The following is a 23,333-nucleotide window of genomic DNA, read 5'->3' on the forward strand; positions in this document are numbered from 1 at the left end:
GTGGACAAGATGATGAGATTAAGATTTTACTTTATTTTCATACTATGTATGGGATTAACAACAATTAACCTACAAGCGCAAGAAAACGAGCATACCATTATTGGTGAGGTTACTTTTGTTACTTCCAAGAATGCTTATGTGCGGTTTGAAAACACCAATGTTATTGCTGTTGGGGATACGTTGCAAACACCTATTAAGGAAAAATGTCTTTTGGTTACCAACAAGTCATCATCATCAGTAGTGTGTTTAAAACTTAATAATTGCATTGTAAATAAAAAAGATAAAATTTCATACGTATATGAAATAAAAGATAAAAGTGTGGTTTTGGAAAGCGAGGAAATTCAGGAAGATATTGGAATTAGCTATAATGATTCCATTCAAGCCATACAAAGTAAAAAGACCACTTATGTTGAGCGAATAAAAAGCAGGTTATCGGCCGCAAGTTATAGTAATTTTAATCAGCTTCAGGATGATAACCATAGATTAATGACCAGATTTTATTTGGAGGCCGACCATATAAATAACTCAAAATTCTCGGTAGAAAGTTACTTGAACTATAGGCAAAACATTTATCCGAAGGATACAACAAGTAATATGAACAAGAGTCATTTGAATGTGTACAACATGGCCGTAAGGTATGATGTCGATACCACACTTTCAGTTACTTTTGGTAGAAAGATAAATTATAAAATTTCCTCGCTTGGCGCCATAGATGGTATACAGGCCGAAAAGTTTTTGGGGAATAATTACGTTGGAGTTATCGCAGGATTTAGGCCAGATATTTATGACTACGGATTTAACCCAAACCTAATGCAATATGGGGGTTATGTTGGTAAATTAACAAAATCAAAAAATTTTAACTCTCAAACCACCCTTGGGTTTGCCGAACAAAGAAACCAAAGTGATATTGACAGGCGTTTTGCTTATTTTCAACACTCCAGTAGTATTTTTAAAAACCTCCATTTATTTTCAACTTTAGAAGTGGATTTATATAACAAAGTGAACGACAGCGTTAAGGAAAATGCCCGAATAACGAACTTTTATGTTTCTAGCCGATATCGTTTTAACAAGAACATTAATTTGTCCTTATCTTACGATTCCAGAAAACGCATCATTTATTATAAAACCTACGAAACTGATATTGAGCGTTTGCTTGACGAGGATATTGCCAGACAAGGATTCAGGGCGAGATTGAATGTAAGGCCAATAAAGCATATGTACACTGGGTTTAGCTACAGCAAAAGGCTTCAAAGTGATAGCCAAAATAAATCCGATAATATTTATGGTTATGTTAGCATGTCTAAATTGCCGATTGATGGGCGTTTGTCTTTGACGTTCAATATGAACAATTCCAACTATTTGCAAAGCAATATAGCCTCATTGCGTTATTCACGCGAATTTATTGATGGCAGGTTGGGCACAGATATGTACTATAGGTATGTAAATTATAAATACAATACTGATATACCAGATTTTGCCCAACATTACGTAGGAGGCTATTTTTCTTATTATATTGACCGATCTTTTACCGTTAGTTTATCTGGGGAAGTTTCAATATATGATAATGTCACAAATTATAGGGTGAACACCCAAATTATTAAACGCTTTTTTAGAAGCAAAAAACAAAAACAATGAAATGCCCATTAACAAAAAGCAGGAAACTAACCGAATTTTATAATAGGGCATTACATCTGACCATTAAAAAACAAATAATATTAACAGATGAAAACAAAATCTTTTTTAATTGCTGCAATGGCAATCATAACATTTATAGGATGTAAAAATGATCCAAAAGTAATTCCGGCCGCTGATGCCGAAAACAACAATGCATCAGGCATTTTTTCAGGAGATTCCGATTCAAAAGTAGATTTCAACAATGTATCTTCGGCATCAAATGAGTTCCATTCAGTGGTTGTAAAGGAAGTGCTGCCAACGTCAAAATACGTGTATTTAAATGTTACCGAAAATGGGGGAGAACCTTATTGGATTGCCTCAAGAAGTATGAAGGTAAATGTGGGGGAAACCTATTATTATAAAGGCGGGCTTTTAAAGACCAATTTTGAAAGCAAAGAATATGATCGTGTTTTTGATAGGGTGTATCTCATATCAAGTTTGATTAGTGCATCTGAACATGGCAAAGAAGGAGCAAGCCCAAGTGACGAGAGTTATACACCAGTTCCAAGCAATATGCCAAAAGTAGATATAGAAATGCATACTGAAAAAGTGGTGCATCATCAAGGTTCCATGAAAATTTCAGAATTGGTCAACAATCCAAAAAAATTTGAAGGCCAAACTGTGCAATTAGATGGTGTTTGTACCAAAATTAACGCAGGCATTATGAATCGAAACTGGATACATATAAAAGACGGTACAATGGATGATTACGATTTGGTTGTAACTTCAGATGCTTATGTTCCAGAAGGAGCTTTGTTTACAATTAAAGCCCAAGTTGTTTTAAATAAGGACTTTGGTGCTGGTTATAAATATGATTTGATTCTAGAGAACGGAACTTTAATAAAATAGCTTAAATTTGCATCCTTTGGGCATAAAATTAAACTAAAAAACAGATTGATGGTTATAGGTGTTTTAAAAGAATGGCATGATAAAAAGGTAGGACTCGTTCCTGCAGTGGTAAAAAAACTAATTACCAAAGGGTATGAGGTACAGGTGGAAACCAAGTCTGGAAGGACTTCATTCATTGCAAATGCAGATTTTGAAGCAGCCGGAGCTATTATAAAAGATAGGGAAGATATTTATAAAAATGCCGATATTATTATTTCATTTACTCCGGTAAAGGAGGAAGAATATGTGAAGTTTAGAAAAGGAACCATTTATATTTCACATTTTAAACCGTATATTTTTAATGATGTTTCCGAAAAATTGAAAAAACACGGTATACAAGCTTTTAGCTTGGACATGATTCCACGCTCATCAATAGCACAATCTATGGATGTTTTATCCTCTATGGCTTCAATTGCAGGATATAAGGCTGTTTTAAGGGCGGCAGATTTGCTTCCAAGGTATTTTCCTATGTTGATTACTTCGGCAGGAAGCATCAAACCAGCAAAAGTTTTGGTTATTGGCGCTGGTGTAGCAGGTTTACAAGCTATTGCCACAGCAAAACGTATAGGTGCTATAGTAGAAGCCGTTGATACTCGATTGGAAACCGAAGAAGAAGTAAAGAGTTTGGGCGGAAAGTTCTTAAAGGTGGAAGGGGCAAACCAAGCTATAAAAAATGGCTATGGTGCTGAGCAAAGTGAAGAATTCATGCAAAAGCAAAGGGAAATGATGTTTAGCCATGTTACAGATGCCGACGTTGTTATTTGCACGGCTACAGTAAGAAGTACTAAAGCCCCAATAATTGTAACAAAGGAAATGGTTGAAAATATGCGCCGAGGTTCCGTAATTATAGATCTAGCTTCTGATGCTGGCGGTAATTGCGAACTCACCGAAGATGGAAAAACCATTGTGCATAACTATGTGCACATTGTTGGGGATTCTAATTTATCTGACGCGGCTGTTGTAGATGCAAGTACCCTTTTTGCCAATAATGTTTTCAATTTTTTAAATCATATCTCTGATGATGATTTAAAACTAAAAACCGAAAATCAAGATGAGATTTATACATCTTCATGTATATCTTCTGTTGTTTAAATCTCAGCAATTCACAATATTTTACTAACAAACAAACTAAATTATGACTGAAATCATTGAATTCATTTCGAACAATTTGAATATGATTTACATTTTGGCTTTTGCCATTTTTCTTGGATTTGAAATCATATCTAAAGTCCCCACAATTTTACATACACCCTTAATGTCAGGATCAAACGCTATTAGTGGTCTTATATTAATTGGTGCTATATTATTGATTCGGGTAACACCTTCAGACAATTATATAACCTTAATATTAGGAACCTGCGGGATTATTTTCGGCACCATAAATGCGTTTGGTGGATTTGCCGTTACGGGTAGAATGTTACAGATGTTTAACAAAAAAAATAAGAAATAATGTCGGTTTTTTTAGATTTAATCATTTTTGTAAGTTCTATTCTATTGATTGTTGGTTTGAGGAAATTATCGCATCCTAAATCAGCTAATAATGGAAATATTCTAGCTGCCATTGGTGTTGGTTTAGGGATTATGTTGGCCATATTTTATCCATTAGAGACCGAAAACAACAATTATTTATTTATTGCTCTAGGCATCATTATAGGTGGTGTAATAGGGTTGATATCGGCGAAAAAAGTGCCTATGACAGCCATGCCAGAAATGGTTTCCTTATTCAATGGTTTTGGTGGTTTTTCTGCCGCGTTGATTTCTTTAATTTGGTTGATAAACAATAATGCCATTGGTGGGGTTTCGGATATGAGCGTTGTTTTGTCCAATCTGTTTTTAGGTTTTGTGGCTTTTACAGGTTCTATGGTTGCGTATGGCAAATTGAGTGGTAAGCTTCAAGATCGCCATCTTAAAATACCATATGCCACAGTTGTTAATATTATTTTATTAGCCGTTGCCATTGCAATGACTATATATTTTGCGTATCACGGTAGGTTGACCACTTTAGAACTTTCAGTATTTACAGTGCTTTCCGTCATTTACGGTATTACGTTTGTGGCTCCAATTGGGGGTGCTGATATGCCTGTTGTCATTTCATTATTGAACTCTTTAACGGGAATTACCGCTGCCATTTCAGGAATTATGACCGATAATAAGTTGATGTTGCTGGGTGGTGTTCTTGTGGGGTCTTCGGGTATTATTTTAACCATGCTCATGTGTACCGCGATGAACCGAACTTTGGTTGGGGTTTTATTTGGAAGTTTCACAAGTTCTGGTGCTTCAAGTGGAGCTTCTGGTAGTGCAACAGAAGGTACAATAAAGGAAATTTCTGTTTCCGATTTGGCGGTTCAATTGGCATATTCAGATCGTGTGGCTATTATCCCTGGTTATGGAATGGCTGTAGCTCAAGCTCAAAAAGTCACAAAGGACGTTGAAAATCTTCTTAACAGTAAGGGTGTAGAACTTAAATACACGATTCACCCAGTTGCGGGTAGAATGCCAGGTCATATGAATGTATTGCTAGCTGAAGCCGATGTAAGCTATGATAAACTTCTTGATTTGGAAGAGGCCAACGATTTTCTGGCTGATACCGATGTTGCCATAATTGTTGGCGCAAATGATGTTGTTAACCCAGCTGCTAAAGAGGATCCTTCCAGTAAAATTTATGGTATGCCTATTTTAGATTTGGCAAAAACCAAAAACGTGGTTGTTTTAAAGCGAAGCATGAATCCTGGTTATGCTGGTATTGAAAACCCTTTATTCTTTAAAGACAACACAAAAATGCTATTTAATGATGCCAAAAAATCTCTAGAAAGTATTCTTAGTGAGCTAAAGGAATTGTAAAAAATTAGAGTTCCGTTTCAATACTTAGAAACGGAACTCTTTCGGTACATTAATTAACCAACCAACCTAACTTTATGTACCGTTTAAGATATAACCTGATATTTTCTCTTTTTAAGGTAGGCTAAAATGCTTATCGCAACGATCCAGGCCACCACAACATATACCCAAGTTGGTATAGGAATTGGGTCTCCAGTGGCATAAGAATGCAATCCTGATAAATAGTAATTTACACCATAATAGGTCATGATTACGGTTGCCAAACCAAAAATGGTTGACACGTTGTAAATAAACAAACCTGTCATTTTTGGAATAATACGCATATGTAAAATGAAAGCGTACACCAAAACGGTAACCAATGCCCAAGTTTCTTTGGCATCCCAACCCCAATAACGGCCCCAAGATTCATTGGCCCAAACACCTCCTAAATAAGTTCCAATGCTTACCATAATCAAACCACCGGTAATGGTCAATTCACTGATATAAGACATCTCCGTAATGATGGCTTTTACGCGTTCTTTATTCTTTAAATTGGTAAAAATCATCAAAATCAGATTTATTAAACCGATGATGGCACCCAGCATTAAGAAGCCATAACTGCCAGCTTCCAGAGACACATGAATGGTTAACCAATACGATTTTAAAACGGGGACTAATGGCGTAATTTCAGGATCTAGGAAACTCATCATCGAAACCAAAAGAATGGTTGCGGCCAAAACCATAGTTGCTGCTAAACCACCAAACGATTTTCTGGTAAAAATAACACCTGCCAACGTGGTTGTCCATGCTATATAAATCATAGATTCGTAGCCGTTACTCCATGGTGCCCTACCTGAAATATACCAACGCAATCCCAATCCAATGGTATGGAATGCAAACCCAATTAAAACAATGGCGAATAATATCATATAGACTTTTTTCAGAGGTATCCTAGGTTTAAATACCGATAGAAATAGGAAGAACAAAAAGGCCATTCCCAATAAAAAATATAATAAAGCGAGTCTATTGAAAACATTAAGTTTATTCAAAAATATTTCAGCGTTTAGCTTGGTTTCGCTAGGCATAATATCACCACCGTTTTTAATTTGATATGCCTTTAATTCTGAAATTAAACCGTTCGCTTCAGCATAATTATTGGTTTCTACCCCTTTTATTAAGGCACTAGCATAGGCACCGAAAAAGTTTGAAGCCAACTGGCTGTCATGCCCATTTCCATGGCTATGATTGGAAATCCATGTGTTATTGTCGTCGTTTGTATCTGGAATGATATTCAACATACCACCAGAAAACATCATATTTACAATGTTTAACCTTTCATCTACTTTTATTAATTCTTTTTCATAAACACCACGGTCTTTGGGCGTTAAATTGTAAACTTGCCTAACCTCATCACGCAATTTATAATCGCCATTTTCATTAAAAAAATCTTTGTATGCAGCGTAATCACCTTTAACGCCTAATGCATTTAATAGGTCTTTATGTTTGCCCAGTTTAATAATTTTTTCACCGTACCAATCTTTACTATTAATAAACATACTTAGTAGAATTTGGTCGGCGTTCAAGCCTTTATAACTCTCTTTTCTATAAATTTTTCGCATTAATTCCCTGGAAAGCGTATGTACGGGTTTCATTCTACCTTTATAATCCTGTACCACCAATTTGCTAAAAGCTTCAGCGTGTTCTGAGCTAACCGAAGCATGGGTAATATGTGATATTTCGTTTTGGGCATTTATCATTTCCGTAGAAAGCATAAACCCTAAAGCAAAGATGAAAGTTGCGTTTGATGCTCTTAATTTTTTGATTTTTTGAATGACTTGATAGAATCTTGTATTCTTATTGAACAATGTCCAAATCAAGCCAATGGTAAGCAAAGCATATCCCAAATATGAAATGGTTGTACCCCAAAAATCATGGTTCACGCTTAGGTAAGTGCCTTTTTCATCCTTATCAAATGAGGATTGAAAAAATCGATAACCGCCATAATTCAATATGTTGTTCATGAAAATTCTAAAATCCATGTTCACGTTGTTGGGTTCATCAATAAGCACAACTTCACTGGCATAGGATGACGCACTATCGGTGCCAGGGTATTTATCTAAAATGAATTTTTTCAACTGGATATAAAATGGGAGATAAATGTCTTTTGAACCATAAGCTACAGAAAGGTTTAAACCCTCAAAAGACAAAATTTGAGGTCTTCCAGCGTTTCCCCGTGAACCATAAACAGTAGTTTCTTGTTTGTCGCCATTAACAGCAACCTCCAACTGCACGGCGGTTATGCTTTCGTTATTAACCTTTGGACTTTCAGATTCCATGGAAACGGTAGCTTTTGGGCTGAATTCGGGAAATACAAAATTATTCAAGCCGTCAGAATACAACGCTCTTAATCTTAAAGGTTTGTAGTTTTCAGAGCCAAAAATGGTATCGCGGGTTTGGGTTGCCATAACCATTTGCGAATAGGTTTTGCTGGTTTTGAACGATAACGAATCGCCTTGGTAGGAAATATTAAAAGCATCTGGGATTTCAGTATCATTAAAATTATAAAGTATGCCTTTAATGCGTTTGGTTTCACCTTCACTTAAAAAATAGTTTTCCCTTCCGTTCATGCCTGAAACCACCATTTTTAAGGTGGGTTTTCCGTTTTCATTGGTTGTTAAAACTTCGTTTGGGTTGGGAATAAAATCGGTGACTTCAACCTCCACCAAATCGCCATCAACCAAATAAGATTCTTTAAAATGATTGTTGCCAAGGGAAGCGAATAACACTTCTTCATTAAAATTATAGCTATTATTGTTTTTATTGACCTGAAATTTTAAATAGGAATTGGCAGATAAAAAACTGTTGGAAGCGTCGTTTTCGCGAATGTGCATCATGCCCTCATAACCAAAATACCGTGTAACGCCAGCTCCAATTAAAATAACGATAATGGCTGTGTGAAATAGAAGTAGAGGCCATTTTTTTTGTGGAATCATCCGGAATTTGAAGATGTTAACAATTATTGAAATCCCGAAAAGTGCCAGAAGTAGTTCGAACCACCATGCCTTGAAAATTAGTTTTTGGGCTGCACTGGTGCCAAAGTCGTTTTCCACAAATGTGGCAACACCTATGGCAATTGCGAACAGTAAAATATACAGGCCGGCGGCTCTGGTATTGAAAAATGGTTTTAGGTATTTGGCGAATACAGCGATGTATTTCTTCATAGAGACTTGATTTATTCAAAATTTGGGGCAAGGGGTAGATTTTCAGTTTGTTTTAAATTGACAAAATCTACACATTATAAGAACAACTAAGTCTCAGAAATTACATGGTTATTTCGGTCAAAAATGAAATAGAAATGGAATAATTCAGATTTATGGATTTGTTTATTCCGAAAATGGTCAAAAAAAGGAACATATAATACCCCCATTTAAACCGATTTATACCCTATATTTCATGCTCATTTTGCCGAAATTTGAATAATCATACTAGTAAAGTGGTTAAATTATACATTTAAAAACCTGCGCCTTAATTGACGCGGGTTTTTTTTATGGTATAACCTCGATTACGACTCGCTGGTATCTGGTTAACTTCGGGGTTCCCGAGTCTGATACTTCACAATTAAGGTGGATAGTTTCGCCCGGCTTAGCATCTTTGGGCACTATGATTTTTGATTTAGCAGAATTTGAAGATTGAATATCCTTCCCAGTATAGGTGTCGGCTTCATTATAATGCCACCATTTGTAAGAAAGCCCATCGCCATCTGGGTCTAATGTGGGTCTTGCATCTAGTTTAATTTTTGAACCGGCTTTAGCTTTTATATTCAGAGATTTATTTTTTAATCGGACAATTGGATGGTGGTTTGCCGAGGCATAATCCATAACACACCAATCTGCACGCGCGGCAAAATCATTTTGTACATCGTCAAGCCAACGCCATATAGGTTTAAAATAGTTGGTTCGTATTTTTACTTTTTCTTCATTGGTGTCATGCTCCATTTTTTTAGACCAACTGTTGTGGAAGCCCCATTGTTCCGTTGGGCGGGTATATGTTGAATCGGGTAGAGGATCCATCCAAACATTATGTCTTACCTTAACATAGCGTCCGCCCCAACCACCGTTGTTGGGTGATTCCATGCTTTGAAGTCCATTTGGTATATTGTATAAAAAGGAAGGGGTGTCTCCTTCTGCGTTAAAGGCTCCATGGTTGTTTTCATATACGTCACACAAAGGACCATGGCCATTCAGAATGTTTTTGGTCATCCATTCGGCTTCAAAATAGGTCTTGACTTCTTTTGGGAGCACTTTTGGCCATATATACGCCAAACAGTCAAATTGGTCGGATATGATGGTGGGAATGTTAAAATGCTCCCAATTGGGACGAATGTATTCTTGGTATGTTGTATCCTGTTCCCAAATAAGAAAGAGACGCATTTTAGCTGCAACTTCCTGCATTTTTTCAGGATGGTCTTCTTGAATGTTTTTCAATGCCCGCGAAATGGTATTGCAGCCACCCCAAGCCTGTATCCAAACTGGGCGAGGGTCGTCATCCAACAAAACTTGGGCAATGAGTGCTGCGCCTTGTGTACGGATATCATCTTCGCCTATTCCATCAATATTACCAACTTTCCATTTGCTTAAAAGATATTCTGGTTTTGGAAAATTTGGGTCGTGAAGTACAAGATTGTTATATACTTTTCCGTAATGCTCAATAAAGTCCTTTACCCAAGTAACAGGATGAAAGGCATGCCAACCTTCGCCGCCTACCCAATGAAATTGCGAACTGCTATTAATGATGCCTTCAACCTCGAATTCGTTGCTGGTTAATAGAAAACGCACCATTGAGGCACGGTCATCTGCTTCGCCATCCGTTGTTACGATAACTCGTGGTCTTTCTTGTTGACAAAAAGCTTTGTTTACTCTGGCATTTATTAAAATCAATATACCCAAATAAAGTAGTATTTTTAAATTATTGAATATCATTGGCTAATTGTATAAAGTAAAAATAAAAAATAAGTTCTGGATATTGCGTCCAGAACTTATTAATTAAGTCATCCTCATTTGTTATTTATAAACAGTGACTTTTATCTTTATAAAATGGCCTTTAAGGTTACCCAATCATTATCAGTTTTAACTTTAATGATCGCTATGCCTTGAAAATAGTTTATTGGTATTTTGTTTGATTTTGCTTTTAGACTCATCACTTTTTGGCCATAAATATTAAATATTTCTATTTCATTACCCACGGTAATGCCTGTTAGGAAAGTTTTTCCGTCGGCTCTTAATATACCAATAGTTGGTTTGTTTTTAGTTTTAACAGATAAAGTAGTACTCGTTACCTGTAATTCTGAAGATATTTTAGGCAAATAGTTAGCATTGCCACTATAATTTGCAGTAAAGGTATAAGTTCCATCTTCTGAAAATGCAGTGGTAAATTGTGCGTTGCCTGCAGCATCAACTTCAACCGTGCCCACATGAGTGCCATCTTGATATATCATGACATATCCAGAAGGCGTATCGGTACTCGTAACGACGTTGATGTCAAAAAATACATTCTCACCAGTATTTACTTCCGAAGGACCAGACAAAGTAATCACGGCCTCATTTGAACGATTTAATCCTGAAACGCGATATAAACCAGAACCATGATTATTGATAACAGGGGCAAAATCAGAACTCGAGAATGTTCCCAAATCAATTTTACTCCACATATCTCGAATACTGCAATCCCCATTAAAGCCGAGAGCGGCTAAATCAACGGGTATGGATAATGCATTGTCTATTGATGGGTCTTGGGTAAACACCATAAACTCCATGGTTACACCATTTGGTGCATTTAATACCTCATCATCGAAGCCACAAAAAGCTTTAAATAACGTGTAGTCTTCTTGGGGAATATCAAATTCAATGATTGAATAGGCGTTTACACCAAATCCGTATTCATAAGCCATTCCGTTCACCGTTAAAGGATTATTATCTAAACTTTTGTTTATTTTCACAGTATCCCATCCACTTGTTGCACTTACCCAACTTAAATCTGTCAGTCGTGTTTCTGTATTGTCAGTTTTTATAATTCTGGGGTTAATCCAATCACCATGGTCGTAATTGAAGTTGTCACCAGCATCGGTAACAACTAAATATAATTTTGTTGCTCCAGTTATGTCAGCTTCAAGATAAACACCTTCATTTTGAATGGTTCTGCTAACCCTACCGGAATTCTTAATAGTTTTATTAACATCTACCTCTCTTTTTGTTGGGTCCTCAGTAGCTATCATAAATTCAAGTGTTGGCGTACTATTTATTTGATTGGTGCCGCCAAAATCCAATCCTGCAAAAGCAGTGAAACGGACTGTATTATTCGGTATTTGGTAAAGAATAACAGAATTGGCATGCGTACCCAAACCATTAGTGTAGGTGGTACCATTAATATTTAAAGGTCCATTTTCAACATTCAGATTTTTTTTAACGGTCATCCACCCTGATGTCGCATATTCCCAATCTAAATCCGTTAAAAGGATTGTGGAGTCGTCATCTAAATGAATCGTAGGATTTATCCAATCCGCCCAATCATAACTATTACCATCACTGGTGCCATCTACTATTAAAAATAGAGAAGTAGTTCCAGGGGTAATATCAACATCTATATCAACACCATAACCATCAGTCAATTCGGTAATGTTGCCACTTCTGTAGATGAGGTCATTAGTATTTACAAAATCATTGCCACCGTTATTGAACAGAGCCACATATTTATCACCTTCTGAGGGATCATCGGCTATCCAGGCCGTTCCGCTTTCACTGCTGAACCATTCTTGATTGTTCACCGAGGTTTTGTGCATAGTCAGTACTTCTTCATTGGTAATTAATGCATTGGTAAAAGCATTATTATCAGGCAGATTGCCTCCAAACATGAGAGGTGATTTAAAAATGGTCCATAAACTCATTAAGGTATATTGTTCATCTTCAGTAAATAATGTGTAGCGGTTGGTTGCGCGTTCGCCTCTAATAAACTTCCCTAAGGGCAACATATCTGCGTCAGGCCATGCCCCTGGAGATATATAAGGTGCCCAATCGGCGCAAAGACCGAAGGCGTAATTTAATTGGCTCCAATTATCCCAAAAGTCATCAAATATGCGCCACATATTGGAATGGTCTTTGGCATGCTCGTGTTGATTTAAAGGAGTTGCACCAGGAGACATGCTCAATACCATAGGACGCCCAGTTTGGTCGATGGCATTTCTTATGAGTTCAATTTCTGGATCATGGTAAGGACGCGATAAGTCATCTACCTTGATATAATCTACACCCCATGAAGCGTATAAATCCATGATGGAATTGTAATATTCTTGAGCGCCTTCCTTTGAGGCATCAATAGTCCAGTTATCCTGTAGCCAAGTACATTCAAAAGCAGTGGAGTAGATGTCAGCCGCGGTTTTGCCATTCCCATTAAGTATAGGTAGATTATCAGTAACCGCTTTTTTGGGAACACCCCGCATGATATGGATGCCAAACTTTAACCCTAAGCCGTGTACATAATCTGCCAAAGGTTTAAAACCCATGCCACCTGTAGAAGAAGGAAAGCGAGTTGGCGAGGGCAAGTACCTACCAAATTCATCATAAACAAATGTAGAATTATTAAAAGCATTGTAATGCCCATCGTCTTCGTTGTCCACATACCAGCGTATATCTACAACAATGTACTCCCAACCGGAGGCTTTTAGATTGGCAGCCATATAATCGGCATTGGCTTTAACTTCGCTTTCAACTACCGATGGACCAAAGCAGTCCCAACTGTTCCATCCCATAGGCGGGGTTAATGCCCATTTTTGAAAAGGCAGCTCATTGCCATTTTGGGCTAGTGTCATGAAGCCCAATAATATAGTTGCAAGTACAAAAATCTTTTTTTTCATAACCATGATTTTTTTTTGAAAAAAATCCCCGATGTTTTACATCGGGGATTTTGGTTTTAACAATTTATAGGGATTTCAAATAAATTGTGTTGATTAAGTTGCTATTAATCAGTTTAGTCTAAAGGTTTACTTTACTACCAACTTAGCAGTAGCTTTATCATTTACCTTAACGATGTAAAGTCCTGAATTCAATTGGTGGTTTACTTCAATAGTTTTAGAGTTTGCAAAATCTTTGTTAAGCAATTCTTTACCTAAAATGCTATAAACTTTAACGTTTACAGAACCTTCAAATGAATTAAGCGCAATTTTAAATGAATCTCCGTTTGATGGATTTGGGAAAACGCTAAATGAAGCAGCGTTTAATTCAAAATCGCTTGCACTTAATAGAGATTCATCATATACTTCAAAATGATCAATATAAAGTAAATCTTCAATCAAACCTAAATCAGCAGAATCACAAGACATAATTAAAAAGCCTACGTTTCCAAATGCACCAGGTCCAGTTGTAATTGTTTGGTCAAATGTAACCCACCCAGAACCGGTTGGAATAGGTACAAGAGTTTGGTTTCCAGTAGTATCATTAGTTGTTAAATCCCATGTAGCACTGTTCAAACAAAAATTAAATACATCGCTACTTGCTGCTGTTTCATTTTTAATTTTTGCTAGAATTCTGTAGCTTGTATTTGGTTTAATTTCAACCCCTGAATCCCATTTTAAAACACCTCCATTTGGGTAACAGGTACCTTTTAAATAAATACTACCGAAAGAGGTACCACAAGCATCTTCAGTATCGGTTTTTGGGTCAAAATTAGTCCATTCGCGGCTAAAATCGGTCAAGGCAGTAAAAGGACCAATCATTGAAGGATTGGCAACCATGTTTCCAGATGGGAATGTAGGTGTAAAACAATCTGATTTTATAGTAATTGAATATGTTTTGGTGGTTACGCCATCTTCAGCTGTTACCACAACATCTGTTGAACCTGCGTCTCCAGTAAGTGTAATGGTACCGTTGCCTGAAGTGATATTGGCACCTGCAACTACAGTGGTTCCATCAATATCAACAGAAGCAGTACCAGAATCAACTAAAATAGAATAACTAGTAATATTGCTATCAAAAGCTGGATATAAAGTTCCTGTGCTATGAGATAAAGATGCCAAACTAGCGTTTGAAGCGTTTAAATAAGTAGCGGCACGAGTTGCTGCAGTGGTTTCATCCATAACGCCATCATAAATATTGAATTCGTAAATTTTACCTATCCAAGTGGCGTCTCCACTCCAGGCATTCGAGCCTTTTCCTAGCCATGCCTGCTCAGTACCAATAGTAAAGCTTCCTGTTTCGTTTACTTTTGATTGAACAAGTACACCATCTTTAAATACGGTAAGTTCGGTACCAGTCAATACTACAACAATATGGTGTTTAAACCCATCATTGTTGGCAATTGTTGGCTCAAAAATTTCTATTTGATTAGCGTTGTAAGTACAACGAAACTCATCATCCCAGTGGCTTAATGCGGTGTAAAGCGCATTTCCGCCCCCGTCATTGCCAAAGTACCCAGTCCAAGTCCATTCTTGATTATCAGTTGGTGCGGATGAGAACACGTATTCCATGGTGATGGCAGTGTAACCAAAATCAGGATCACTGAAAGCTAACTCAAAACCATCAAACCCTAAATAATCTCCGTTGTTTACTAAATTCAATGCACCGTCAGCTACGAATGGTGTTCCGTATACAGTTGTTTTGGCTCCGTTTACAGAATCACTGAAGTCAGATTCAAAAGTCCAGCTATGGTTCAAGGTTAATTGGGCATTTGCTGTTAAGCTAAACGCAGTCATAAGTAAAAACATTGATACATAAGTGTACAAATGTTTTTTAGTTCTAACATGTAATTTTTCTCTCATGTCTTAAAAAAGTTTTAGTTAATAATTGTTTAAATATACAATAAGTGTTGGAAATACACTTAATCGTGGTGTAAATATATTAATCAAATCAAATTTTATAGGGGTTTAAAACATCCAAAAAAGGGGTACAAAATGTCCTTAATATGATTTAATTAGTGTTTTGGAAATTAGTAATTTTTAAAATCGAAAACAAGAATTGCATAAAATTATTTTAGATGGAAAGACCACATATTTGGCGACAATGGCTATAAGTGTTACCTTAGATTAAGAAAACAATAAATAAAGGCTATTGATTTTGGTAATTTGAAAATTGTTTTTCAAGCCCTAAATTTTAAAATGTACTGGTGAAAATTTATTTTTGAATCATAAATTATGTAATAAAAAATGGTTTGCTCAAAAAAAATATGAAAAGAAAAATTTCTCTTATAATTATTTTATTGTGCCTTGTTTCAGGATATGGGCAAAATTCCACGACCCAATTTAGTCCAATAGAAGATGAGCTCACCTTTCATGCCTTGGATGTGGAGCTTGGCGTTAATTCTATTGAACAAGATTCTCTTGGTTTTATTTGGATTGGTACTCCAGGAGGATTGTTCCGATATGATGGTACAGAATTTATCACTTACGGTAAAGATAAAGAGATTGCCCCCAATCGAAATCTCAGTAACAATTTTATACGTCAGTTGCGTCTTATTGACAAGGGAAGGCTTGCTATTACAACTTATGAGGGATTAAATATTTTTGACCCACGAAAAGAGTCTTTTGAATTGGTTAATGAAAAAAATGGATTGTTAAGTGATAATATTAGCCGATTTGAATACGGAGATAACGGTGAGTTTATTTTAGGGGTAGATAGCGTTGGCGTTCAGATATTGTATCCCGATAAAAAAATAACCTTATATTCAAATAACCCCCATGACTATGAATCTCTTTTTTCAGATGATATTATAAGCATGGTGCGCCAAGATGATTCCCTGCTATGGGTAGGTTCTAAAAATAATGGTCTCAATAAAATAAATCTCAAGAAAAAAAAGGTAACCAGGGTTTCCCTTGAGGGCGCTAAAAAAAGCTCGGTACTTCAAATAGATGCGCTTTACACCTGTAGTGATAATAATTTATGGATTGGTTCCAACAACGGGTTGTACGTTATTACGGCAACAAGCGATACCTTACACATGCAGAAATCTGATTTTGAGGGGAAAGGTTTGAGCGACAATAATATCCTTTGTTTTCAAGAGGACAATCTTGGACAAATTTGGATGGGTACACGAAATGGAGGGCTTAGCATTCTGGATAAACAAAGTTTTTTACAAAAAAAACCAGATTTACGGGTAAAATGGTATTTGCCGGAGGATGATGGTACAAGCGTTTCCAATAGATCGGTAACTGCATTAAAAAAAGATTGGGATGGGAATATGTGGATTGGAACAGGTATAGGTTTAATGTTTGTTAAGCCTGATGGTGAACCAGTAAAATTATTGCGGAAAAACAATGCAACAAGTGAAAGCTTGGGGCATGATAGGGTGTCTGCCCTTGAGGAACGATTTGATGGGAAGATTTGGATCGGAACTGATGGTTCAGGGTTAGATTTATTCGACCCCATGACGGGTTTATTTGAGCATTATAAAAATGTTCCCTATAATTCTTCTAGCATCAGCAACGACTATATTTTAGCCTTACATGAAGACAAGAACAGGAGGTTGTGGATTGGCACATATTTAGGAGGATTAAACAAAATGAGTCCTGAAACTGGGCGTTGTACGCATTATTTACAGGGAAACCCTGACCAAGGAAGCGATGTACGGGTTGTTTTTGAAGATGGTAAAGAACAAATTTGGGTGGGCACTAATAGAGGCGGTTTATTTAAGTATAACGAGGAACTTGATAAATTTGAATTTATTAGTTCTTTAGGGAAATTGGACATTCGAGACATTAAAGAGGATTTAAATGGTTTTTTATGGATGGCTACTTATGGTGACGGACTTTTAAAATACAACCCAAAGACCAACGAGTCTATTTTTTATAACACCACAAATATTAATGATTTTCCGAGTGATAATGTGTTAGGTATTTTGCTGCTTTCAAACGGTAGTTTGTTGGCCGGAACGGAAAACGGTGGATTGGTTAAATTTAACGACAGCACCAAAGACATTGTTGTTTTTAAGGAAAGGGATGGCCTTAGTAATCACTCCATCGCAAGTATTGTTATGGAAAACCAAAAGAGCATTTGGTTGGGTACGTACAGGGGGATAAGCCATTATAATGCAGAAACGGGTCACATATACAATTTGAATACCTATACAAACATACAAAGGGGTATGTTTCGTTGTGGTTTAATAACCAAATCGGGTGCCATTTATTTTGGAGGAGACAAAGGCTTGAATATTTTTCATTCAGAAAAATTCGAGACCAAAAAGGAGGCTCATCCCATAGTTTTTAAAAAGTTAGAGGTATTGGATAAAAAGATTCAGGTCTCTGAAAATGATGACAACACCATTCTTGGTAGCTCTATCTTATATGAAGACCACATTTCCTTAAACCATAACGAAAACTTTTTGTCGCTAGATTATGTGGTCTTAAAATATCCGTACTTAAAAGATGTCGTTTACTCTTATTGGGTTGATGGTTATAATGATTATTGGGTAAGTACGAACGAATCGGGGAAGGTCAATTTATTAAATATTCCACATGGAGATTATACTCTAAATGTTAAGGCCCAATTGGGCTCAGGTGAGGAGGTTACCAAAAGACTACTCTTAACCGTCAACCCTCCCTTTTGGAAAACCACTATAGCATACATTTGTTATTTGCTGTTCTTTGTGGCTGCCCTATACTGGTTTATGAAATATTATACTGAACGCATCAAGCTTATAAACTCATTGGAATTTGAAAAGAAGCAACGCCAATTGGAGTATAATTTTAATGAAGAAAGAATGCGTTTCTTTACCAGTTTTTCCCATGAACTAAAAACACCACTTACCTTAATTTTGGCTCCTTTAGAGGACTTATTGGCTGAAATAAAATCAATTAAGCATAAAAATAGCCTTAACCTCATTCAGAAAAATGCCAAACAACTGTTGCAAACTATAAACAAGCTACTGGAATTTAGAAAATCTAATTTAGGATTAAGCAAACTAAGGATTGAAGAACATAACCTAACCGAATGTTTAGACCAATGGATACATAACTATTTTCCTTTGGCGAGAAAAAGAGGCATGGCATTAAGTTATGATTTTCCTGAAGAAGATCTTTTTGCTTGGTTTGACTTGGAAAAAATGCACATTATTTTTAACAACTTGTTGTCCAATGCATTTAAGTACACCAAAGATAATGGTGAAATACATGTATCTTTAAGTTATGATGAAGAGAGTTTTGAGATAAAAGTTAAGGATACGGGTTATGGTATGGAAAAGGAGGAGCTGGAACATGTTTTTGAAAGATATTACCAGGCAAGTTCGGTTAAAAGCAAGGAAGGTATAGGTATTGGTTTGGCGTTGTCCAAAAATTTCGCAGAACTGCATATGGGGACCATAAACATAGAGAGTGAGAAGAACAAGGGCAGTGTTTTTTCAGTGGTTATTCCTAGAGACAAATCGCTATTTGTAGATGCCATTTTAGATGTTAAGGACACCGACAAAGTAAATGAAACGGTGATTGCTGATGAATGGGTGGCATCATCAGAAGTAAAGTCTTCTGAAGATATCACCTCCAATATAAATATAGATAAGGAAAAGGAACTTGTTTTGCTCGTTGACGACAACCCAGATATTCTCAATTATTTAGACGGTTTGTTAGAAGGTAAGTACGATTTGATATATGCCAAGGATGGCGAAGAAGGGGTGGAAAAAGCATTGCGTTATGTACCAGATTTAATAGTGTCGGATGTTATGATGCCCAAACTAAGTGGTATACAACTTTGTAACGCCTTAAAAGAAACTATTGAAACCACACATATCCCTATAATTCTATTGACAGCCAAAGGAAATACCGAAAGTATAGAGGAAGGCTACAAGCATGGAGCCGACGACTATATTATAAAGCCATTTAGTGGTAAAATTTTGCAGACCAGAATTAGAAATCTTTTGGACACGAGGAAAAAACTGCGAAACTATTTCTTGAAAAATGAAGATGCTCAGTTGGATGCCATAAATGGAAACTCCACGCTTTTGGAGCAAGAAAAAGACTTTTTAAACAAACTGGAAGGTGTCATATTAAATCATTTAGATGAAGAAAAGCTGGATGTTTGGGTGGTATCACAAGATATAGGCATGAGTAGAACATCACTTTACCGCAAAATAAAAGCCATTACAGGCCTAAATATCAATCAGTACATTAGAAAAGTGAAAATGGATAAGGCAGCCGAATTATTAAAAACAGGAAACTATACAATAGCCCAAGCATCTTATGAAGTCGGATTTAGTAATGTAAAATATTTTAGAAAACTATTTAAAGAACAGTTTGAAAAGCTACCTTCCGATCTTACAAAAAACAAGATGTATTGATTGTAAGATTTAATTGTGAATTTTGTTGCTTTTAAAGGTTTTTTTTTTGAAATTCGTACATAAGCGTAATAAATTCAGAGTATTAATAGTTTGAAACTAGTTGATTTTAAGGCGTGTTTTGCTAGTTTGTTTTTATTTTGAACAATTATTACCCCAAGTTTAGATGATTTGTCACCTATCGACATAGTGGTGATAATCTAAATTTGTTCTGTGTGTATCGAACATTTTAAGACTACCAAAATAAAATAGAAATAACCAGATTAAAATTACAGTATATGGGGAAAACCTAAGATGAATTAAAAATCAATAAAAAGTAAAGTTTTGCAATTTGATTTTACAGTATTTCATCAGCAAACTAAAACAACAAAATAAAAGAACTAACAATTCTTTTCATTAATTAAACTAAACTAAAATGATAAAATTAATCAAAATGAGAAAAGTGTTCTTTTCTTGTCTTGAATTTGATTTGAAACTAAAATCCCTGATGCTTTTATTGTGCATCACTTCCTTTCAAGTTCAGGCAGCAAAAGAAAATGTTACGGATTTCAAAAGTGAAATTCAAAAACGAACCATTACAGGTGTAGTTAAAGATAACCAAGGTGTGCCACTTCCAGGTGCCAACGTTATCGTAAAAGGAACAACCACAGGAGTTGTTACAGATTTTGATGGTGAATTCGAGCTTAATATAGACGAATCTGCCACTATCTTAGTAGTTACTTATGTTGGTTTTGAGCCTCAAGAAATTAATATAGGAACCAGGTCTGTATTTAGTATTGTTCTAAACGAAAGCCAAGAAGCTCTAGATGAGGTTGTAATCGTAGGTTTTGGTGGAGCACAGAAAAAAGCCAGTGTTGTAAGTTCCATTACCACAATATCGCCTAAAGAAATAAAAGGACCTACAAGTAACTTAACCACTATGATGGCTGGTAGAGTTTCTGGTATGATTGCTTTTCAACGTAGTGGTGAGCCAGGTGCCGATAATTCAGATTTCTTTATTCGTGGATTAGGCTCTTTTGGTTCTGGTAAATTGAATCCCCTTATTTTAATAGATAATATTGAGTCTACATCAACTGATATGGCTCGATTACAGCCAGATGACATCGAAAGTTTTTCTGTATTGAAAGATGCGGCCGCCGCTGCAGTATATGGTGCCCGTGGTGCCAATGGTGTGGTTTTGATTGTTACTAAAAAAGGTAAAGCGGGTAAAACGAGTTTCAGTTTTCGTTCAGAAACAAGTTTTTCGTCTAATACACAGAATTTTAAATTTGCCGATAATATTACTTACATGAATTTGGCAAATGAAGCGTATTTAACAAGAGACCCTCAATTAACGCCTCCTTATTCGCAAAATAAAATATTTAGAACATCCATTGGTGATAACGAATATTTATACCCCAATAATAATTGGATAGATGAACTAATTAAAGACTATACAGTAAATAGCCGTTATAATATTAGTGCCCAAGGTGGTGGTGAAAAAGCAAGATACTATATATCAGGAACATATAACATAGACAATGGTGTTTTGAACGTAGAGGGTAACAACAATTTCAACAATAATATTAAACTGAGAAACTATTCTTTGAGAAGTAATGTTGATGTAAATCTTACTGAAACAACCAAAGCCTCTATAAATCTATATGGTCAATTTGATGACTATAATGGCCCTATTGGCGGTGGTGCTCGTATATTCAATTATGCACTATGGTCTAATCCTGTTCTATTCCCTAAAACTTATCCTTCCAGTTTTCTTCCTTATATTCAGCATCCATTGTTTGGTGCTGCTGTAACAGGAGGTATAAACCCTACCATTATGGTGAATCCTTATGCTGAAATGGTAAAAGGGTTTCAGGTTAACAAGGCATCCACCATCCAAGCACAAGTAGAGTTTAATCAAGACTTCGGTTTTATTTTGGAAGGTTTGACGGCACGTGCTATGGGTTATGTGAGACGTTACTCATTTTTTGACCTTAGAAGGGAATATAACCCGTTTTATTACACCGGTCAATTTAATCCAGATGAGGGTACCATCCGTTTAACAAATATAAACTCCGGTGCTGAAGGTTCTATAGGAGCTGCCGGTAGAGATTACCTTGAATATTTTCCTGGTGCCAAAGTTTTGGATTCTAGAATTCATCTGCAAACCGCGGTTAATTATGCCAGAACGTTTAATGAGGTGCATGAAGTTACAGGTATGTTAATCAATTATTTAGAGAGTTTTGAAACTGGCAATGCTGGAAACTTAATACTTTCATTACCGAGTAGAAACCATGGTATTTCAGGTAGATTTACTTATGGTTATGATAGCAAATATTTCTTTGAGTTCAATTTTGGTTATAACGGTTCCGAGCGTTTTGCAAAGGGATCCAGATATGGATACTTCCCTTCTCTAGGTTTTGCTTACAATCTCTCCAATGAAAATTTTTGGGAACCAATTAGAGACGTAGTTTCTGATCTTAAATTCCGTTTTACTTATGGTTTGGTGGGTAATGATCAGATTGGTGCTGCAGATCAGCGTTTCTTCTATCTTTCTAATGTTGATCTAAATAACGGTACTTATGGTTATTCGTTTGGTGAAGAATTTGAGTACGGTAGACCGGGCGTATTTTTATCTAGATACGCTAATCCAAATATTGGTTGGGAAGAATCAAGACAAATAAACTTAGGTTTAGATTTGGAATTATTTGATGATTTAGGACTTATAGTCGATGCATTTAGACAAAACCGTACTAATATCCTTCAAGCACGTTCCAATATTGGGGCAACTCTAGGACTTACCAGTACGCCTATAACCAACTTTGCAGAAGTTGAAAGTAGAGGTATGGATGCAACTTTAACCTATAATAAATCATTTAACGAAAATTGGTGGACGCAATTGCGAGGAAACTTTACCTATGCGACCAATGAATTTGTAGTATCTGATGAAATCAATTATCCCGATGAATTATCTTACCGCTCTGTTATTGGTCTAAATACCAACCAAAGGTTTGGGTATATTGCCGAACGTCTGTTTGTTGATGATGACGAAGTTGCAAACTCTCCAGCTCAGTTTGGTGATGTAAGAGGTGGCGACATTAAATATAGGGATGTAAATGGTGATGATGTCATCAATGAGAACGATTTAGTGCCCATTGGCTTTCCAACAGTACCAGAAATTGTTTATGGTTTTGGTGGTACCATAGGATACAAGAACTTTGATATCAGCGCCTTTTTTCAAGGTGTTGCCAGAACCTCATTGTTTATCAATGCAGAAAACATTGCTCCTTTTGTAATTAATGGGCCTTTCCAAAACGGATTGTTGGATGTTATTGCTAACGATTATTGGTCTGAAACCAATCGTAATTCTTATGCCTTCTGGCCACGTTTAAGTAATCAATTTGAGGTTAACAATAACCAAAATTCAACGTGGTGGATGCGTGATGGGTCTTTCTTAAGGTTAAAATCGGTTGAGGCAGGTTATAATTTCCCAGAAAGCTTTACTAACAAGTTAGGCATGCAAGGTATTAGATTATATTTTAGTGGTACCAATTTGGCTTTGTGGAGCAAGTTTAAATTGTGGGACCCAGAAATGGGAGGAAACGGATTGGGGTATCCAATTCAGCAAGTTTATAACATAGGTTTAAAAGTTGACTTCTAAAAAAATTAGT

General features: G+C 36.2%; 11 protein-coding genes. 7 read left to right on the forward strand and 4 right to left on the reverse strand.

What is annotated here, in order from left to right:
* The first annotated feature begins 48 nt into the window (after nucleotides 1-48).
* The 5 genes from WJN01_RS06595 to WJN01_RS06615 all read left to right on the forward strand — a co-directional run bounded on the left by WJN01_RS06595 (nucleotide 49) and on the right by WJN01_RS06615 (nucleotide 5,403).
* The gene (locus WJN01_RS06595; RefSeq protein ID WP_445196362.1) at nucleotides 49-1,635 is read left to right on the forward strand and encodes a hypothetical protein; all 1,587 of its coding nucleotides are present in this window, start codon (nucleotides 49-51) and stop codon (nucleotides 1,633-1,635) included.
* Between the two features lie 87 nt (nucleotides 1,636-1,722).
* A complete protein-coding gene (locus tag WJN01_RS06600; protein ID WP_445196363.1) occupies nucleotides 1,723-2,523 on the forward strand; it encodes a hypothetical protein in 801 nt (266 codons plus the stop codon).
* Nucleotides 2,524-2,571: 48 nt separating this feature from the next.
* Nucleotides 2,572-3,654 (forward strand): NAD(P) transhydrogenase subunit alpha, encoded by a 1,083-nt coding sequence (locus WJN01_RS06605; protein ID WP_445196364.1) that lies wholly within the window; start codon nucleotides 2,572-2,574, stop codon nucleotides 3,652-3,654.
* A gap of 43 nt (nucleotides 3,655-3,697) precedes the next feature.
* Nucleotides 3,698-4,012 carry an NAD(P) transhydrogenase subunit alpha part 2 gene (locus WJN01_RS06610; protein WP_370479225.1) on the forward strand — a complete coding sequence of 105 codons (315 nt, stop codon included), beginning with the start codon at nucleotides 3,698-3,700 and terminating at the stop codon, nucleotides 4,010-4,012.
* Complete coding sequence (locus WJN01_RS06615) at nucleotides 4,012-5,403, forward strand: NAD(P)(+) transhydrogenase (Re/Si-specific) subunit beta (RefSeq protein ID WP_445196365.1); 1,392 nt, start codon at nucleotides 4,012-4,014, stop codon at nucleotides 5,401-5,403. Before WJN01_RS06610 ends, WJN01_RS06615 begins: the two co-directional genes overlap by 1 nt.
* Before the next feature lie 83 nt (nucleotides 5,404-5,486).
* On the opposite strand, the gene WJN01_RS06620 is transcribed toward WJN01_RS06615, so the two are convergent.
* The 4 genes from WJN01_RS06620 to WJN01_RS06635 form a co-directional block, all read right to left on the reverse strand.
* The gene (locus tag WJN01_RS06620) at nucleotides 5,487-8,600 is read right to left on the reverse strand and encodes a cytochrome c biogenesis protein (protein WP_445196366.1); all 3,114 of its coding nucleotides are present in this window, start codon (nucleotides 8,598-8,600) and stop codon (nucleotides 5,487-5,489) included.
* Between the two features lie 324 nt (nucleotides 8,601-8,924).
* The gene (locus tag WJN01_RS06625) at nucleotides 8,925-10,358 is read right to left on the reverse strand and encodes a DUF1593 domain-containing protein (protein WP_445196367.1); all 1,434 of its coding nucleotides are present in this window, start codon (nucleotides 10,356-10,358) and stop codon (nucleotides 8,925-8,927) included.
* Between the two features lie 107 nt (nucleotides 10,359-10,465).
* Nucleotides 10,466-13,285, reverse strand: a complete 2,820-nt coding sequence (locus WJN01_RS06630) for an NPCBM/NEW2 domain-containing protein (RefSeq protein WP_445196368.1) — start codon at nucleotides 13,283-13,285, stop codon at nucleotides 10,466-10,468.
* 126 nt (nucleotides 13,286-13,411) lie between these two features.
* Nucleotides 13,412-15,184 (reverse strand): T9SS type A sorting domain-containing protein, encoded by a 1,773-nt coding sequence (locus WJN01_RS06635; RefSeq protein WP_445196369.1) that lies wholly within the window; start codon nucleotides 15,182-15,184, stop codon nucleotides 13,412-13,414.
* A 404-nt stretch (nucleotides 15,185-15,588) separates the two neighbouring features.
* Between WJN01_RS06635 and WJN01_RS06640 the strand changes: the two genes are divergently transcribed.
* Entirely contained in the window at nucleotides 15,589-19,686 is a 4,098-nt protein-coding gene (locus WJN01_RS06640) for a two-component regulator propeller domain-containing protein (RefSeq protein WP_445196370.1), read from the forward strand.
* 412 nt (nucleotides 19,687-20,098) lie between these two features.
* Nucleotides 20,099-23,323: a SusC/RagA family TonB-linked outer membrane protein gene (locus tag WJN01_RS06645; protein ID WP_445196371.1), complete on the forward strand. Its 3,225-nt coding sequence runs from the start codon at nucleotides 20,099-20,101 to the stop codon at nucleotides 23,321-23,323.
* Nucleotides 23,324-23,333 lie beyond the last annotated feature (10 nt).

Origin of the sequence: Tamlana sedimenti, assembly GCF_038148895.1 — a bacterium.
Classification (GTDB): domain Bacteria; phylum Bacteroidota; class Bacteroidia; order Flavobacteriales; family Flavobacteriaceae; genus Tamlana.

Excerpts from the sequence above, each read along its gene's own strand:
- WJN01_RS06595 (WP_445196362.1), top strand. The coding sequence starts at position 49 with ATGGGATTAACAACAATTAACCTACAAGCGCAAGAAAACGAGCATACC.
- WJN01_RS06615 (WP_445196365.1), top strand. The coding sequence starts at position 4,012 with ATGTCGGTTTTTTTAGATTTAATCATTTTTGTAAGTTCTATTCTATTG.
- WJN01_RS06645 (WP_445196371.1), top strand. The coding sequence starts at position 20,099 with ATGATAAAATTAATCAAAATGAGAAAAGTGTTCTTTTCTTGTCTTGAA.
- WJN01_RS06620 (WP_445196366.1), bottom strand. The coding sequence starts at position 8,600 with ATGAAGAAATACATCGCTGTATTCGCCAAATACCTAAAACCATTTTTC.
- WJN01_RS06600 (WP_445196363.1), top strand. The coding sequence starts at position 1,723 with ATGAAAACAAAATCTTTTTTAATTGCTGCAATGGCAATCATAACATTT.
- WJN01_RS06635 (WP_445196369.1), bottom strand. The coding sequence starts at position 15,184 with ATGAGAGAAAAATTACATGTTAGAACTAAAAAACATTTGTACACTTAT.
- WJN01_RS06605 (WP_445196364.1), top strand. The coding sequence starts at position 2,572 with ATGGTTATAGGTGTTTTAAAAGAATGGCATGATAAAAAGGTAGGACTC.
- WJN01_RS06610 (WP_370479225.1), top strand. The coding sequence starts at position 3,698 with ATGACTGAAATCATTGAATTCATTTCGAACAATTTGAATATGATTTAC.
- WJN01_RS06640 (WP_445196370.1), top strand. The coding sequence starts at position 15,589 with ATGAAAAGAAAAATTTCTCTTATAATTATTTTATTGTGCCTTGTTTCA.
- WJN01_RS06630 (WP_445196368.1), bottom strand. The coding sequence starts at position 13,285 with ATGAAAAAAAAGATTTTTGTACTTGCAACTATATTATTGGGCTTCATG.
- WJN01_RS06625 (WP_445196367.1), bottom strand. The coding sequence starts at position 10,358 with ATGATATTCAATAATTTAAAAATACTACTTTATTTGGGTATATTGATT.